The sequence below is a fragment of the Frankia sp. CcI49 genome (genome assembly GCF_001983215.1).
GTDB lineage: Bacteria > Actinomycetota > Actinomycetes > Frankiales > Frankiaceae > Parafrankia > Parafrankia irregularis.
Map to the genome: position 1 here is coordinate 46,872 of NZ_MOWP01000012.1, position 15,906 is coordinate 62,777.

The following is a 15,906-nucleotide window of genomic DNA, read 5'->3' on the forward strand; positions in this document are numbered from 1 at the left end:
CCCGCCGATGAGCGCTCGGCAACGCGACGTCCCTCATCAGCGGTGGAGCCGACGGTGCCAGTCGATCGGATCTCAGCCCAGCTGACGGGCTCCAACGGCGGGCTCTCCGGGCCCATCCGCCGCCCGTTCGCGGTGTACCACCTGATCAGCCTTTGAGAAGTTGACGGGACATGACCACGCGCTGGATCTGGTTGGTGCCTTCGTAGATCTGGGTGATCTTCGCGTCGCGCATCATTCGTTCGACCGGGAAGTCCCGGGTGTAGCCGGCGCCGCCGAAGAGCTGGACGGCGTCGGTGGTGACCTCCATGGCGACATCGGAGGCGTAGCACTTGGCCGCGGCGGTGATAAACCCGAGGTTCGGCTCGCCGCGCTCGGTGCGGGCGGCGGCCACGTAGACCATCTGGCGGGCGGCCTCGATCTTCATCGCCATATCTGCGATCATGAACTGAACTCCCTGGTTGTCCGCGATCGGGCGGCCAAACTGGCGGCGTTCCTTCACATAGCCGATCGCCGCGTCCAGCGCGCCCTGCGCGATGCCGACGGCCTGCGCGCCGACGGTCGGCCGGGTGTGGTCGAGGGTGCGCAGCGCGGTGCGCAGACCCGTGCCGGGCTCGCCGATGATCCGATCACCGGGGATCGTGCAGTTGACGAAATGGATCTCCCGAGTAGGGGACCCCTTGATACCGAGCTTGCGCTCCTTCGAACCGACCTCGAAGCCGGGGTCGTCCTTGTGCACGACGAAGGCCGAGATGCCGTCGACCTTGCGGGCGGCGTCCGGGTCGGTGACCACCATGACGGTGTACCAGGTCGAGACACCGGCATTCGTGATCCAGCACTTGGTGCCGTTGAGAATCCAATCGGAACCGTCGCGGCTGGCTCTGGCCCGCATCGATGCGGTGTCAGAACCGGCCTCCCGTTCCGAGAGCGCGTAGGAGGCACTCACCTCGCCGGCTCCGATGGACGGCAGGACCTGCCTCTTCAGCTCCTCCGAGCCCGACAACATGATCGGGGTGGTGCCGAGTTTGTTCACCGTGGGAATCAGCGAGCTGGACGCACAGACGCGGGCGACCTCCTCGATCACGATGCACGCCGCGACCGCGTCGGCCCCTTGGCCGCCGTACTCGGTCGGAATGTGCACGGCCGCGAAACCGGCCTTCGTCAGGGCCTGCCAGGCTTCCCGCGGGAATCTCTCCTCCTCGTCCACGTCGGCCGCGTACGGAGCGATCTCTTTGTCAGCGAGGTCACGGACCGCCGCGCGCAGCGCGAGGTGCTCGTCCGGCAGCTGGTACAGGTCGAAACTGGTCTCCACCGTTGGCCTTCTTCCCTGCTCTCGTCCCGCGGGCCCTTGCGCACCAGACGGCACTGGCAGTGGTATTCATGGAAGCCGCTCGCTCCTCTCGCCGGGCTCGACTCAGCGTTTTTCCGGCGAGAGACCGTACTTTACGAACACCACACAAACGATGCGGTCAGGACCGCACGACTCCGACCAGCCATCCGTCGAACACAAAAAGCATCCCGAGCGCGTCGTGACCAGCGCCCACCTGACCCTCCGACCTGGAGTTTCAGTGAACGCTCACACAACGCAAATCCGGTTAGTCATCGCTAACATTCGATTCGCAGGCTAGCATCCGGTGAAAACTCCGTCGAGTCTTCCCGTTTGTAACCTGCCACACCTGCCGCACGTCCGACTCCCGCTGGAAGGGAGGCGAACTCACAGGCGGTACCTCCGCCCTCGGTAAGCCGGCTGGATTGGGTGCGCCCGCCGTTCGCCCGCGCCCGGGCCGCCGCCGTCGAGGGCAGCGGCCAGGCCGGCCGACATCGCCTCGCCCACGACCGGCTGGGCGACGACGACACTGTCCACACCGGTCTGATCCAGCCCGATGACTCCGGCGCCTTCAAAGAAAGCGCCAGACGCCTGGTCGATCAGCTGGCAAAGGTGCGGACGTTCCGACTTCGGCCTCTCCTCGACTCTTCCGCCGTGGAATCCGCGGAGCTCACGACGTCCCAACCAGCATGTCTGTCTGCTGCGGGCTGATCGCGGTACCGCAGTAAGGCCTGCCTTCGTTCATTGGTGCGAATCGAGAGGCGTCGGGACTAATCTGAACGAACTGGTGGCAGGTGGATGTCTCGCGGTAGTTGGTCGAGAGGTTGATCCGATCGTCCGGGGTCAGCCCGGCGCCGTCATAGTCAGTCACGCGGCGTAGATTCGTGATAAACGACTGCCGAGTCGGACAGGGACCGGCGACCTCGAGGCCTCGGATGAAAAGATCAGCGGCRAGCCAACCGTAGATCGCACTGTCCTCTGCTGTGGACCGGACTTCCGGAGAATAGTCGACCATCGCCTTCGAGAATCGTACTTGTCCCGGCGTGTTCAGCTCGAACGGCTTGAACCCGGTCGCAAGCGACACGCCAACAAGGGCCTGTGCACCCGAGCCGAGCTGGTCTAAATCGTAGCCTGCCGCCGAAAGCACGACCTTCAGATTCCCGCCGAGTCCAATACCAATCTGCCTCAACTCCGGCAGCAGCTGCGTTGCCACCTCAGGCAGCAACACCCCTGCAATCGCATCGACGTCGGCCGCCTTGATCTGCTCTGCGAGCGCGCGGTAATTGTGGAGAGAATTGTCGAGATCAATTATTTTCACGATCTCGACTCCACTCGCCTTTAGACTCGCGAGCAACTGGCGGTTGACGCCCGCAAGGGCGGTCTTCAACGACGAGGTGATCAGCGCGAGACGGGTACCTCCCATGCTACGTATGTACTCACCCCAGGTCGTGGAAGAACCATTGCCGACGTAGTACCATGAGAACATGTTACTTGCGTCACTCCAGTAGGGGGTGCCCCCGAGGCCGGTGACCGGTATTCCCTTCTGGCTGAGCAGGGGAATCGAATCACTGGAGGTGATCGGCGGTTCAATCAATCCAAAGACCTTGCCGTCGTTCACAAATTTTTCGCTCGCGACCCTGTTGAGGTTCAGCTTGGAACCGTCGTCCAGCCATTCATAGGAAATCTGGCGACCATATACGCCACCTTCATCCTTGTTCTGGAGCGCCAGACGCGCATCGATTCCGGCCCGGAATCCCTCTGTAGGTCCAGCGACTACCCCGGTGTCACTGAGGACCGCACCGATAGCGATCTCCGTCGACGTCACTCCGGGCACCCGAAGCGGGCAGGAATTACTCTCCTCTTCGTTGCTCCGGCAGTTCGTGAGACTCAGCGCCAGCGTCGCCGCACTGATCACCGTCGCGACTACCCGCAAAGGAGGCGACGCACCGAATAAGAAACTTCCATCAGACCCTGCCACTGAAACAACCCCCCTGATGTCGGCCACCCCGACAGACTAAAGCTCACCCGAGGAGGCACCGGCAAGAATAATTGGCACGGACAAAAACTCCGGACCGGCGCGACGCCAACGCTCCGGCCAGCCATCCACATTTCTCCACAGCGGAATCTCAATCAGCTGGGGCACGCCGCCCGCGGTCGATCACGGAGAGAGGCAGAAACCACACGCAGATCCAGGGCCCGGAGTTCACAGCGTCACCGGCCCCATTCGTGGCTCCACCTTTCGTCCCCCGTGAGCCCTTGGCGCCGTGCTCAAGCAACCGCCTCCCACCTTGATCGCTCCGCTTGCCTCCTCGACAAATTAGAGGCCTCGTGAGCAGATCGGTGATACGCGCGTCCCGGATATCGGGACAGCGGCGTCCGGTCGGGCGGAGGCTGCGCCCCAGGGGAGCGGACCTGGAAGTCGCTGGTCGCAGAATCGATCAGGACCGCTGGAGTCGGGTGGACGCCGTGTCGACGGGAGTAGTCCACGCCGCACTCCCGGCTCGCCGCAACCGCCGAGCTCACCGCGCTCGTACTCCGGTCCGCTGCTCGGCGCGCCATGCATGCGGTACGGGTCAGCCATGCCACCAGCGGATCGCCGGCGGCTCCGCCGAAACTGCTCTCTCCCCGATCATCAGTCCGCCGCGGACCAGCGACTCGACCGCAGGGGCGCAGCCCGTCTCCTACCGAAGCTCTTCCCGTCTATGCGAACAGCGGTTAACCTTCTGGCCAGACTCACCGACGAGTGATGGGTGACTTCCATGGACGTTCGGACCGTCTTACGACGTAGTGTCTGGCACAACGAGCACCGTGTTGCGATCGTTGAAGGCGAACAGCGGATCACTTTTGGCCAAGCCTGGGACCGAGCGATCCGGCTGGCCAACGGGTTGGCAGCACAGGGGATCAAGGAGCGAGACAAGGTAGCGGTCCTCGAGAACAACAGCATCGCCGCGATCGACATGTATCTCGGTGCCGCGGCGGCCAACTTATGCCGGGTACCGCTGTATCTGCGGAATCGGGTCGAGAGTCATGTCCAGATGTTGACGAACACCGGAGCCCGGGCGGTGATCGTCCACGCGGCACACGCACATGAACTCGACGGCGTGCTCGAGGCTGTCCCTACGCTTGAACAGGTCATCATCCACGATGACAGCTATGAGGCCTGGCTCTCCGAGCAGTCGCCGATCGACCCCAACCCGGTGGTGCACCCGGACGACCTGTTCGTGATCCGGCACACCGGCGGGACCACCGGACTGCCCAGGGCGGTCGCGTTCACGCACGAGCGATGGTGGCGTGGCGCCCGCGACTGGTTCTATCTCTTCCCCGCCCCCAGCGCGGGGGATCCCATCCTGCATGTCGGGCCGATCTCCCACGCATCGGGATATACCCTGCTCCCGGTCTGGGCCGCAGGCGGGACACAGGTGATTCCCAACGACACCACCCCGGAGCACGTAGTCGACGTACTCGAGCGCGAAGGCATCGCCTATGCGTTCGTGCCGCCGACGCTGCTCAGCCGTCTCACACGGGTTCCAGGTGTGGAACGCAGGGAATTCTCCGCGCTCAAGGTCCTGTTCGTCGGCGCGGCCCCCATCTCGGAGGAGACGATCCGCCGAGCACGGGCGGTTTTCGGAGACACCCGTCTCTGGCAACTCTACGGAGGAACCGAGGCCTGTCCGACAGCAGGAATGGGCCCCCGTGAATGGTTCGCAGACGTGTCCGGCTCGACGCCGCTCCGCGCGGCGGGCCGGATCTTTCCGTGGGCCGAACTCGAGATACGCGACGACGGCGGCAACCCGATTTCCGAAGGTGGCGAAGGCGAGATCTGGGTACGCAGTGACACCTCCGCCACCGAGTTCTACAACGCTCCCGAGGAGACGACCCAGCGCATCAGGGACGGCTGGATCTCCGTCGGCGACATCGGGCGGATCGACGCCAATGGATATCTCTACCTTCTTGACCGCAAGAATGATATGATCGTCTCCGGCGGCTTCAATATCTATCCAGGCGAGATCGAGAACGTCATCGCGAGCCATCCGGAAGTGCTCGAGGTCGCGGTATTTGGTATTCCGCACGCGGTCTGGGGCGAGACCCCGATGGCCGTGTGCAACGTCGCCCAGCACGCGACGGTTAATGCGACGGACATCAAGGATCTGGTCGCGGAACGACTCGGCTCATACAAGAAGCCGTCGCGAGTGGAGTTCCAGAGCGATCCGCTGCCACGCTCGCCAGTCGGCAAGCTGATGCGTCGGTCCCTACGCGAGCCGCATTGGCAGGGACACGATCGGCGCGTCGCGGGCACGTGAATCAATATCGGTCCGCATTCCGGGAGGACTTCCGCCTTGCCTGATGTATTCGTTCTCGGTGTCGCGATGGCTCCGCCGGCGCCACGACGTGACGATGTACGGCTCGAGGAACTCGTCTACCACACCGCTCGAGCCGCCCTCGACGATGCGGGCGTCCGCCGTCGCGACCTCGACAACGTCACCCTGGGTGCGTGTGACGAGCTGGACGGACGTCCTATCTCGAGCATGCTCATGGCAGCCCCAGCGGGGGCGTATCAGACAGATGAGATCCGAGTCAGCGACGCAGGGCTGTCGGCGCTTTGCCTCGCGACGGCCCGACATGCCTCCGGCGACTTCGACCTCGGACTCGTAGCCAGCTGGTGCAAATCGTCGAAAACCGATTTCCCAACCGTGATGAACCTGCGCAGCGATCCCTTCTTCACCCGTGACCTCGGGCTGGACGACCAGGCCGCCGACGCGTTGTTCGCCCAGGCCGTCACCGCGGAATTCGCCATCGGCACCTCCGAGCTGACCGATCGTGTGCGGGCAGGCTACAGACGGGCTCAACGCAATCCGCGCGGCCTGGGCGAAGCCGTTCCGTCTGCACAGGAGGTGGCGGACGCCGACTACCTCGTGACGCCGATCCGCGGCTCGCATCGCGCAGCTCTCACCGACGGCGCCGCCTGTCTCGTCGTCGCCTCCGGCAGATGGGTTGCTCGCAACAGGGGCCATCGTCTCCTGGCTCGAATCTCCGGCGTCGGTTGGGCCAACGACTCCTACCGGCTCGACCGCGAACGACTCGCCGCACTCGGATCGGCGCGCACGTCATGGGCGGCGGCTACCCGGATGGCCGGCGCCACGCGGCCGCCCGACATCGTCGAGCTCGAGTGCCCGACCGTGTTCCACGAGGCCGCATACGTCCGCGGCCTCGACTTCGGTCAGGCGGTGATCTCTCCTTCAGGGGGTGTGTACGCGCAGAATCCGGCGACAGCGACCGGTCTGGTCAACGCGGTCGAGGCGGTACTACAGGTAAGCCAGCGGGCCGGTGCTGTCCAGGTGCCGGATGCCCGTCGGGCCGTCGCCCACAGCTGTCACGGTTTTGCCCAGCAAGGAAACGTTTTCGTGATCATGGACGGGGTTGGTGAGCTGTGACCACGGTCGCCCAAGAGGTTCCAGTGGGAGTGATCTCAACCTTCCAGACGCCGGCCAGGTCACGGCACCCCGAGGTCACCTACGTCGAGCAGGCACAGCAGGCCGCAGCCGGTGCGCTGAGGGCCGCCGGCATGCGACCGGATGACATCGACGCCGTTGTCTTCTCCATGGCGCCGACGTTCTTCATGGGTGTGGCCGACGCGGATCGCTGGTCGATCGATCACGTCTTCAGCGCCGGCAAGCCGTTCTTCCGCGTCCACACCGGCGGATCGACAGGTGGATCGGCAGTCCACGCCGGATATTCACTCGTGCGCTCAGGAATGTACCGATCGGTCCTCATCGTCGGCGCCGAACGCCTCGATGAGACGCCTGACGCTCAGGAAATCCTCAACCTCACGTTCGACGTGTTCTACGAACGCGATATGCCGCTGTCGACCAATACTACAGTCGGCCTGATGTGCAGCAGATACATGGCCAAGTACGGGATCACACAGGAGGATCTAGCGCGGGCCGCAGTCCGGCAGCGAGGAAATGCCACAGCAAATGCGAACGCGCATCTCAAGGGTCACATCACCGTGGCCGACGTCATGGCGTCACCGATGATCGCCTATCCGCTGAAGCTCTACGACATCTGCCCGCGCTCGTCAGCAAGCGCCGCGATGGTCATCGGGAACGCGGAGATCATCGAGGCCTTCCAGTCGAGACCGGCGTTCATAAACGGGATCGGCAGTCGATCGGACACCTACTGGCTGGGCGACAGGATGGTGCCGACCGCGTTTTCCGACTGCGGCGAGCTCGGCGTCGCAGGCCCGGCCGGGGCCGAAGCCCTGCGGCGTGCCGGCATCACCGACCCTCTTCACCAGATCCAAGTCGCAGAGTTTTACGACCCGTACACCCTGCTCGGGTACGCGCAACTCGAGCAGCTTGGATTCTGCGAGAAGGGCAAGGCCGCACTCCTTGATGCCGACGGTATGTGGGACATGCACGGCGGAGCAGTCGCGGTCAACCCGTCCGGCGGTACCCTGTGCAGCAATCCGATCGGGGTCACCGGGCTGATCAGGGCCATTGAGGCGGCCAACCAGGTAATGGGCACCGCAGGCGATCTACAGGTTTCCGGAGTTCACCGTTCCATTTCCTCCGCACTCGGCGGGATGGCACAGTTTGCAAATTTCACCGTCTTCGGCGACGACCTTCGATGATCGCCACAAATAGCGAGGAGCTCGGATGAACACAAACAGGAGCGATCTCCACCCGGTAGTGCATGACGAGATTATCCTCACTTACGACTACGCGGTCGGCGAGATCGCCGGGGAGTTCTTCCAGGGCTTGCGGGACGGCAGGATTCTCGCTTCTCACTGCTCTGCATCAAAGATGAGCTACCTGCCGCCACGCGCGTTCTGCGAACGTACCTTCGAGCCCTGCGACGATTGGAAGGAGGCCGGCAGCGAAGGCACCATCGAGGCTTCGACCATCGTGGTGCGCGGCTTCGAAGGGAAGCGACCTCCGCCGGTCGCCATCGCGTTCGTCCGACTCGACGGCGTCGACTCTGCGATCGCGAACTATGTCGACGGAATTGATTTTTCCGATCTGGACGCCGCGATGCTTCTCATGGCACCAGGAACGCGCGTCAGGGTCAAGTTCGTCGACAGCCCCGAGGGACGTATCACCGACTTCAGCTTCGAGCTGATCGACGGTTGAGCATGTCCGACGGCCAATTCGGCACGCTGCGGTACGAGATCCGGCACGGCGGTGCATGGATCATTCTCACCAGACCCGAGCGACGCAATGCGTTAGACCCTGACCTGATCTCGGACCTCGGCACAGCCATCGATACGGCGCAGCGCGACAGCCGGGCTCGGTCCGTCGTGGTGACCGGCACAGAGGATGCGTTCTGCGCCGGCGCCGACCTCAGGTTCATTCAGTCACTGGACAGCCCGGCGGCGATTGTCGAGTACTTTCTACAGCCGCTGACCAAGGTACTCCGCTCGATTCGAGATCTATCAAAGCCTGTGATCGCAGCGATTAATGGTCACTGTGTCGCCGGTGGGTTGGAGCTGGCGCTCTGCTGTGATCTGATTCTTGCCGCAACCACGGCCAGGATCGCCGACGGGCACTCCAGGTTCGGGCTCCTGCCGGCGATAGGCGGAGCGAATGCCCTGACTCGGGCGTTCGGGCCTTACCGGGCGAAGGAGATGCTGTTCCTCGGCGAGGCCTTCACCGGTGAGCAGCTCCACCAGCTGGGCCTGGTCAACCGCGCCGTGCCGGCTGAGGAGCTGGACACGGTGACCTCGGCGCTGGTGGCCACGCTGGCGACGCGGAGTCCGTCCGGCCTCGCGAGAATGAAGCAAATGGTCAATGAAGGCGGCGAGGTTACCTGGGACCTGGCCGCCCGGCGGGAGCTGACACTGACCGAAGCGCACCTTGCTGCCGGTGATCCAGGCGAGGGATTGGCGGCCTTCACCGAGAAACGCGTGCCCGTCTTCGGGTCGCGTCGGTGACCGCGGTGCGTTCGGGCCCGTTGAGCGGGCTCAGGATCGTCGAGATGGGCGGGATCGGTCCAGTGCCGTTCTGCGGACTTCTGCTCAGCGACCTCGGGGCCGACGTCGTGCGGATCGACCGTCCCGCACGCCCGGCACCCGACGGTTCTGTCGACCTCACCGAGGTCATCAGCCGCGGTCGAAGGTCGGTGTTCGCCGATCTCAAGACTCCCGGGGGGAGAGCCACCGCGCTGAAGTTGATCTGTCGGGCTGACGCTCTCATGGAGGGGTACCGGCCCGGGGTCATGGAGAAGCTGGGCCTCGGCCCCGAGGTCTGCACAGAAAGTAATCCGAGGCTGGTCTACGCCCGAATGACCGGATTCGGCCAGACCGGCCCTCTCGCCCAGTCCGCAGGTCACGACATCAACTACCTCGGGTTCACCGGGGCGCTGCATGCCGTGGGAACAGCTGACAGCGGCCCCGTGCCTCCGCTCAACCTCGTCGCCGATTTCGGCGGCGGCGCTATGTTGCTGGCCCTCGGTGTAGTCTCTGCGCTCGTCGAGGCCGCGCGCTCTGGGAAGGGCCAGATCGTGGACGCCGCGATGGTCGACGGCACCGCGCTGTTGATGACGTCCGTGTACGAATTCTTTGGCCGGGGCCTCTGGTCCGACGAACGCGGAACCAACATCCTCGACTCGGGAGCGCATTTCTACAACACCTATCGGACAGCCGACGCGCAGTGGCTCGCCGTCGGCGCCGTCGAGCCCCAGTTCTACGCCGCTTTGCTGGCTGGTCTGAAAATTTCCATGGCCGCGGCACCTCAGTGGGATCGAACGCGGTGGCCGGCGCTCCGCGAGCGGTTCGCGGCGATCTTCGGGACGAGGACCCGTGACGCGTGGATGCAGACGTTCGCGGGAGTGGACGCATGCTGCACCCCGGTGCTGTCGCTGCGCGACGCCCCAGCCCATGCGCACAACATGGCGAGAGATGTGTTCCAGAACGTCGACGGACTCATCCAGCCCGCGCCTGCGCCGCGGTTCAGCCGGACGCCCGCTTCCGTCTCCCGCGGCGCGCCCCGCCCGGGTGAACACACGGAGGAGGTACTCCAGGAGTGGCTCTGACCATCTGACGTCAACTGGTCCGGTTCGGCCTGAGTTTCTCTGGCCGAACCGGGCCCACACGAGCGGGATCAGGCGCATCGGTGGCGGGCGCCAGCTGTGGTTGTCCGAGGGTGCGCCAGGCGAGCTCGGCGACGAGTCGCTCGAGCGCGCGAGGAGAGAGGCTGCTTGAGTGGTAGGCGATGCCGTTCATCGTCCCGAAGGCGGCGACCACGGTGGTCCGCGCGACACCAGGAGCGAGAGCGGGGTTCAGCTCCAAGAGCGCGTTGGTCCACATCGCCAGGTAGGAACRCAGAAGTCGCCGGAAACGCTCGCGTTCCTCAGGCGGAAGCGCGGACTGCTGTCCCTGGTAAATGGGAACCATCGTCGGCTCGCGAACTACCAGGGCGGCGTGAAATCGAATCATCAGCGCCAAGGAAAGCCCGGGTGTTCCCTCGCGTGATGCGTCCCGCATTGTTGTCGCGATCTTGTCGCTGAGCCTGTCGAAGAGACCCACCAACAGAGCCTCCTTGCTCGGGAAGTGTCGGTAGATACCCGTCGCGCTGAGCTCACAGGCATCCGCTACGTCACGCATTCCTACGGCGTCGAAGCCGCGCCGCCCGAAAAGATCAAGGGCGGCCGCGAGGATCGTCTCCTGCCGCTCTCGGGTGGACTGCCGCGCTCTCCGTGCCGGTTGGGTCACCAGGGTCTCCCGATCCGATGTGCCGACGGTCGTGAGCGAGCGTACGGCTGTTCGCCTGGCGACGACCGACATGCTGACCGGGGTGCCACATGGTCCGGAGAGGGGCCTCGGCATGGGACGGGCGGTGCCCAACGGCCTGACCTGCGCCTCGGGATCATCCGGCGAGCGAGTGCGACGTTGGTCCGAGGCGCCCAATCCGCTGCACGGCACCACCTGTGCACCCGGGATGATCCGACGTGCCTCGCGTGCTCGGTCTACGATGATCAGACGGAGGGGCGAGTTCCGTGGGTGCGGCCCCGAGCCATGCGTCCGATGGGCCACCGGCCATGTGTCTACCAGCCGGGTGTGAAGCGCTGGACCCACCCGTCACCCATTCGCCGTCGACGCCGGGTCGGCGCGCGCTCGACGCCCGATGAGTTTCGGTGTCCGGTCAGCGGGGGGCCATGCGCAGGGCGCCGTCCATGCGGATGGTCTCGCCGTTGATGTAGTCGTGCTCGACCAGGAACAGGGCGAGGTCGGCGTACTCGGAGGGGTTGGCGAGGCGGTGCGGGAACGGCACCCCCGCGGCGAGGCCCGCACGGAACTCGTCGCTGACCGTGGCGAGCATGGGGGTCTCGACGATGCCGGGGGCGATGGTGTTCACCCGGATGCCGTGCTGCGCCAGGTCCCGGGCGGCGGGGAGGGTGAGGCCGACGACTCCGCCCTTGGATGACGAGTAGGCGGCCTGCCCGATCTGGCCCTCGAAGGCGGCGACGGAGGCGGTGTTGATGATGACGCCGCGCTGGCCGTGCTCCAGCGGCGCGGTCTGGGCGATCGCCTCGGCGGCGAGCGCGAGCACCGTGAAGGTGCCGATCAGGTTGACCTGGATGACCTTGGCGTACAGGCCGAGATCGTGGACACCGGCCCGGCCGAGGATGCGGGCCGACGGGCCGATGCCGGCACAGTTGACCACGACGCGCAGCGGCCCCTGCTCGGCGGCCACCGCGACGGCGTGACGGACCTCGGCCTCGTTGGTGACGTCGGTCTTGACGTAGGTGACCCCGTCGACCGCGGGCGCCTGGGAGACGTCCAGGTCGAGCCCGACGACGCGGGCGCCGCGACCGGCCAGCGCGCTGGCGGTGGCATGGCCGAGTCCGGACGCGGCTCCGGTGACGATGGCCGAGACATTGTCGGTCCGCATGGCTCTCCGATTTCGTGACGATCGTGTGACTGCGTCGCCGGGTTGTCGTCGGCGACGGGCGCTGTAGCTGGCCGCAAGGCTCAGAACACCAGAACATCGCTATCGCGGCCACCCGCATCCAAGGTCTCGTTCGGGACGCGGCCAGCCCAGGACACGCCGTGGACCTGGCCTTCCTCGGAGCCGTCGCCGCGCTGGTAATGGCCGCGATCCAACAGGGCCAGCTACGGACACTGACCGGCTTCGATGACGCCGCCGCCTACCGGGCACTCGTCGGTCTCCAGATCGCAGGCACCAGCGACAGGTAGGTGGCATCGATGGTCGGCTCAGCGGTCTCGAGGCGCAGAAGACCGCGGCCAGGATGTCTGAGGTGACATCCTGGCCGCAGGACGCATATGCAGGCGACGCGGATGCGGCGCGCCTACGCTGACGTCAGCCGCCGAGGGCCTTCTGCAGTTTTTCGATCACAGGCTGAATTACCTCGGTGGGTGCACACACAGGCTTCGAGTCGTTGACAGGGACGGCCTTTCCGTCCACGATTTTCCAGTTGAACCAGCAGGGATTGGTCGTGATCTGCCCCGCCTTGTAGGTGGTGGGATGAACCAGACCGTCGAGCGTCTCGTCCTTGACCGTGTGAAGCGCGCTCTGCAACTTCGCGGGAGTCAGCTCACCTTCGATTTTCCCGACGCCCACCTCAATCATCTTACCACTGGTCCACCCGGTCTCCGCAAAGGAGTTGTCGGTAGGCTGCCCAACAAAGTCACTCTCGTACTTCTCAAGGGCTTGCCGGTATTCCTTCTGCGCCGGAAGGATCGCGTTGGAGGCGCTGGGAACGATGTCTTCGACCATGGCGTTGTTGAAGGCCGGCTCAGTCAGCCAATGCTCGGCGAAGCCCGCTCCAGGAAGAACTAGTGGCGCCTTCAGACCCTGCTGATGGCACTGCTGTGCAACTTTCTCGACCATCGCGGCGGCCCCTCCGACCTCGTAGGAGTCGACCTTCGCATCGATCAGCTGCTGGCACACCGCGGTGTAGTCCGGCGATGCGGCGGAGACGGCGATGACCACCGGCATCGATACACCGGCCGCCTTCGCGAATCCCTTGTACATGTCCATGTTGATCGCGGAGGCGACCTCGCTGGCGTAGATGAAGCCAAAGGTCGATCCCAGCTGCTTCGCCGATGCGAAGATTCCGTAGCCGAGCGCAATCGTCGAGGGGATCACCGGAAACGTATTAGCCGAGATCAGCGATCCCTGACCCGTGGTCGCCGCGATCACGGGAACCTTCGCCTCTTCAGCTATCTTTACCCACTTTGAATCCTGAACATCCTGATCAATGATCGCCAAAACGTGGTCCTGGTTGATCAGCTCCTTGGCGGCCATGATTCCACCGCTGGTCGCTGCGCTACCGACATCCTTGATGATCAGTTTGACCGGGCGGCCGGCGAGACCGCCGGATGCGTTGACCGACTCCGCCCAGGCGGAAGCCGCCTTTGCTCCGCCTCCGGAGGTCGACGCCGCGAATCCGGAGTATGCGCCGATAACACCGATCGAGACGGGAGCACCGCCGACAGTCGTTTGACTCTCCGAGGACCCACCATCGCCACAGGCAGCTATCAACGCCGGAACCAGCGCGATGGCCAGCCCGCTGCAAATCTTTCTGGATAAGGACCTCATCAGCGGTTCGTGTCCTCCTAAGACAAACGCACGGAAGGTATTTTCTCCAGATCGACCATACTGCAGGCTATCCCGTCGGCCACCCGCTTTGGGTGTCGACAAGGTTAGCTACCTACGCCGGCAGGAAGATCGCTGGTTGACTAACAAGAATTGAGCACGTGAAGCGCTCTCGGGGAGTAATAGACCGCGGCGAACCCCACCGGAGAAGTCACTCGCCAATGGTCGGCCGATCGGGGACCACAAGGACTCACGGGGTCGCTGGCGCGGATCAAGGCGCCACCCAGACGGTCATTCACCCCTCGTAGGACTCGGCAGCGGCGCGCAACAGCACTGCCGCACAAAATGCGGCGATCCCTGGTGTCAGATGGCGCAGATCACGCATCCGACCGCGCCGGTTCCCGAGTTCAGGAATAGTCTTCTGGTGGACCTTCGAGGATGATGGTCTTGGTTTCCAAATAAGGTCGGAGACCCTCGACTCCGCCCTCACGGCCAACGCCTGACTGCTTGAAGCCACCGAACGGCACGTCGAAGTCAGCACGCCACGTGTTGTGGCCGAGCAACCCGGTTCGGATCTCGCCCGCGACCGCCCTCGCGCGTCCCAGGTCAGCGGTGAACACCGACCCGTTCAACCCATAGGCTGAATCGTTGGCAAGCCGGATCGCGTGCTCGTCGTTCTCGGCGGGGATGACAGAGAGGACAGGCCCGAAAATCTCCTCCTGCGCGATGGTGGAACTGTTCTCGACATTGCCGAAAACGGTCGGCTCCACGAAGTACCCGCGGTCCAGACCCGGCGGACGGCCGCCACCGGCCGCCAGGGTCGCCCCCTGCGCCTTCCCCATCGCGATGTAGCCTTCGACTCGCGCCCGCTGGCGCTCGGTCACCAGCGGCCCCATCTGCGTCGCCGAGTCGAACGGGTCCCCGACTGTGACCTGGTGGAACACCGCGGCGACGGCCTCCAGGAGCTCGTCGTGCCGGCGCCGGTCCACGATGATCCGAGTAAGAGACGAGCAGACCTGACCGCTGATCATACACTCGGCCCCCGCGAGGACCTGCGCGGCGGCGGCGATGTCTGCGTCGTCGAGCACGACAGCCGCCGATTTTCCGCCGAGTTCGAGTGTGTAACGCCCGAGTCGCCCGCCGATCAGCGAGGCGATACGGCGGCCAGCCGCGGTGGATCCGGTAAAAGCGATCTTGTCGACGCGAGGATCAGTCACCAGCAGCTCGGAGACCTCCCGGTCCGCCGTCACGACGTTGAGCACGCCATCGGGAAGACTGATCTCGTCTGCGATCTCCGCCAGGAGGTACCCCGCGCCAGGGGCCTCCGGCGACGACTTCAAGACAACAGTACAGCCAGCCAGCAAGCCCGCCGCGAGCTTCCAGGCCGCGGTGAGAAGCGGGGCGTTCCAAGGAATGATGGCGCCTACGACTCCGACCGGCTCCTGCACCTGCAGGCCAAAGCCACCCATCTGCGGAGACAGCCGTTCCTCGAACGGGAAGGTCTCAGCGAAGGCAGCATACTGATCGAAAATGCTCGCCGCCGCGAAAGTGAACTGTTTGGCGTGACTTTGCAGAACACCGGCCTCGCGCGGCCAGACCAGCGCATAGTCATCGGCATGGCGGCGAATGGCGTCGGCCATGTCGCGCAGATAGTCGGCGCGCCTCACATGCGGAAGCCGAGGCCACGGAGCATCATCGAACGCCGTGCGCGCAGCCCCTACCGCACGGGCGATGTCGGCCTTCTGCGCCTCCGCCACGGAGACGAACACCTCCTCGCTCGTCGAGTCGGTGACGTCGATCCGACTGGCGCCCGAGGAGGCAACCCACTTTCCCGCGATATATAGGTGATCTGCGTGCCGTAATACCCACAGAGCTTCACCGGTCATGGCCATCCCGAGTCTCCCGCTTCGGAGCTACCGACAAGCCGATTTGGATGTGCCCAGGGACCAGGCAGGTCCTCAGGACAGGCTGTATGAGGACGCCTGCCGTCTTCGCTTTCGTCGGCACGCAAAAAGCTCGCCGCGC

The 15,906-nt window shown here is 64.7% G+C and carries 13 protein-coding genes; 7 read left to right on the forward strand and 6 right to left on the reverse strand.

Annotated elements, in window-relative coordinates; all coding sequences use genetic code 11:
- Positions 1–145: 145 nt before the first annotated feature.
- Together CcI49_RS11585 and CcI49_RS11595 are read right to left on the reverse strand one after the other, a co-directional pair.
- Positions 146–1,309, reverse strand: coding sequence for an acyl-CoA dehydrogenase family protein (locus CcI49_RS11585; RefSeq protein WP_076826351.1), 1,164 nt, complete (start codon positions 1,307–1,309; stop codon positions 146–148).
- Between the two features lie 685 nt (positions 1,310–1,994).
- Entirely contained in the window at positions 1,995–3,149 is a 1,155-nt protein-coding gene (locus CcI49_RS11595) for an ABC transporter substrate-binding protein (RefSeq protein WP_241840013.1), read from the reverse strand.
- 934 nt (positions 3,150–4,083) lie between these two features.
- On the opposite strand from CcI49_RS11595, the gene CcI49_RS11600 reads away from it, so the two are divergent.
- From CcI49_RS11600 to CcI49_RS11625, 6 genes are all read left to right on the forward strand, one after another.
- The gene (locus CcI49_RS11600; RefSeq protein WP_076826359.1) at positions 4,084–5,625 is read left to right on the forward strand and encodes a class I adenylate-forming enzyme family protein; all 1,542 of its coding nucleotides are present in this window, start codon (positions 4,084–4,086) and stop codon (positions 5,623–5,625) included.
- Positions 5,626–5,856: 231 nt separating this feature from the next.
- On the forward strand, positions 5,857–6,756 hold the full coding sequence (locus CcI49_RS11605) for a thiolase family protein (protein ID WP_158230755.1): 900 nt from the start codon (positions 5,857–5,859) through the stop codon (positions 6,754–6,756).
- Entirely contained in the window at positions 6,753–7,955 is a 1,203-nt protein-coding gene (locus CcI49_RS11610) for a thiolase family protein (protein ID WP_116437384.1), read from the forward strand. The genes CcI49_RS11605 and CcI49_RS11610 overlap by 4 nt, the downstream gene beginning before the upstream one ends.
- A gap of 25 nt (positions 7,956–7,980) precedes the next feature.
- The gene (locus CcI49_RS11615) at positions 7,981–8,454 is read left to right on the forward strand and encodes an OB-fold domain-containing protein (protein ID WP_076826363.1); all 474 of its coding nucleotides are present in this window, start codon (positions 7,981–7,983) and stop codon (positions 8,452–8,454) included.
- 2 nt (positions 8,455–8,456) lie between these two features.
- The gene (locus tag CcI49_RS11620) at positions 8,457–9,254 is read left to right on the forward strand and encodes an enoyl-CoA hydratase/isomerase family protein (protein WP_076826365.1); all 798 of its coding nucleotides are present in this window, start codon (positions 8,457–8,459) and stop codon (positions 9,252–9,254) included.
- The gene (locus CcI49_RS11625; RefSeq protein ID WP_277872713.1) at positions 9,251–10,354 is read left to right on the forward strand and encodes a CaiB/BaiF CoA-transferase family protein; all 1,104 of its coding nucleotides are present in this window, start codon (positions 9,251–9,253) and stop codon (positions 10,352–10,354) included. The genes CcI49_RS11620 and CcI49_RS11625 overlap by 4 nt, the downstream gene beginning before the upstream one ends.
- Before the next feature lie 10 nt (positions 10,355–10,364).
- Here the strand turns inward: CcI49_RS11625 and CcI49_RS11630 are convergent, their stop codons facing one another.
- Positions 10,365–11,033, reverse strand: a complete 669-nt coding sequence (locus tag CcI49_RS11630) for a TetR/AcrR family transcriptional regulator (RefSeq protein WP_158230756.1) — start codon at positions 11,031–11,033, stop codon at positions 10,365–10,367.
- Positions 11,034–11,463: 430 nt separating this feature from the next.
- Positions 11,464–12,213: an SDR family NAD(P)-dependent oxidoreductase gene (locus CcI49_RS11635; protein WP_076826369.1), complete on the reverse strand. Its 750-nt coding sequence runs from the start codon at positions 12,211–12,213 to the stop codon at positions 11,464–11,466.
- Positions 12,214–12,371: 158 nt separating this feature from the next.
- On the opposite strand from CcI49_RS11635, the gene CcI49_RS42040 reads away from it, so the two are divergent.
- A complete protein-coding gene (locus tag CcI49_RS42040) occupies positions 12,372–12,518 on the forward strand; it encodes a hypothetical protein (protein ID WP_158230757.1) in 147 nt (48 codons plus the stop codon).
- A 124-nt stretch (positions 12,519–12,642) separates the two neighbouring features.
- On the opposite strand, the gene CcI49_RS11640 is transcribed toward CcI49_RS42040, so the two are convergent.
- On the reverse strand, positions 12,643–13,884 hold the full coding sequence (locus CcI49_RS11640; RefSeq protein WP_083749448.1) for an ABC transporter substrate-binding protein: 1,242 nt from the start codon (positions 13,882–13,884) through the stop codon (positions 12,643–12,645).
- Positions 13,885–14,288: 404 nt separating this feature from the next.
- The gene (locus tag CcI49_RS11645) at positions 14,289–15,773 is read right to left on the reverse strand and encodes an aldehyde dehydrogenase (RefSeq protein ID WP_076826374.1); all 1,485 of its coding nucleotides are present in this window, start codon (positions 15,771–15,773) and stop codon (positions 14,289–14,291) included.
- Between the last annotated feature and the right edge of the window lie 133 nt (positions 15,774–15,906).

Coding starts and splice junctions, on each gene's coding strand:
- CcI49_RS11615 (WP_076826363.1), top strand. CDS start 7,981: ATGAACACAAACAGGAGCGATCTCCACCCGGTAGTGCATGACGAGATT.
- CcI49_RS11640 (WP_083749448.1), bottom strand. CDS start 13,884: ATGAGGTCCTTATCCAGAAAGATTTGCAGCGGGCTGGCCATCGCGCTG.
- CcI49_RS11600 (WP_076826359.1), top strand. CDS start 4,084: ATGGACGTTCGGACCGTCTTACGACGTAGTGTCTGGCACAACGAGCAC.
- CcI49_RS11635 (WP_076826369.1), bottom strand. CDS start 12,213: ATGCGGACCGACAATGTCTCGGCCATCGTCACCGGAGCCGCGTCCGGA.
- CcI49_RS11605 (WP_158230755.1), top strand. CDS start 5,857: ATGGCAGCCCCAGCGGGGGCGTATCAGACAGATGAGATCCGAGTCAGC.
- CcI49_RS11645 (WP_076826374.1), bottom strand. CDS start 15,773: ATGGCCATGACCGGTGAAGCTCTGTGGGTATTACGGCACGCAGATCAC.
- CcI49_RS11620 (WP_076826365.1), top strand. CDS start 8,457: ATGTCCGACGGCCAATTCGGCACGCTGCGGTACGAGATCCGGCACGGC.